This window comes from Ectothiorhodospira shaposhnikovii (genome assembly GCF_016584105.1).
Classification (GTDB): Bacteria; Pseudomonadota; Gammaproteobacteria; order Ectothiorhodospirales; family Ectothiorhodospiraceae; genus Ectothiorhodospira; species Ectothiorhodospira shaposhnikovii.
Window position 1 is genome coordinate 1 of record NZ_NRSM01000144.1, and the last position, 273, is coordinate 273.

At 55.7% G+C, this 273-nt stretch carries 1 protein-coding gene; it reads left to right on the forward strand.

Going from position 1 to position 273, the window contains the following annotated elements; all coding sequences use genetic code 11:
* Window positions 1-273, forward strand: a 273-nt coding sequence (locus CKO35_RS17765) for a porin (protein ID WP_200177424.1), incomplete at both ends; no start/stop codon positions are given.

A 273-nucleotide genomic window follows, 5' to 3' on the forward strand; every position in this document is an offset into this window, starting at 1 on the left:
CCTGTCACCGGCTCGCGTGACACGTTGACTGTGGGTGCTTCTTACGACCTGAATGTTGTGAAGCTCAGCACGATTTTGCAGCAATCGAAGTACAAGATTGATGGCGCTGGTAGCGATAAGTTTAATGCGTACGCGCTGGGTGCTTCTGCCCCGCTGGGTGCAGGCGAAGTCAAGCTGCAGTACGCTCTGTACGACCAGAAGGCCATCGACTCCAAGGCTCACCAGATCAGCCTGGGTTATGTCCTCAACCTGTCCAAGCGTACGGCCCTGTAC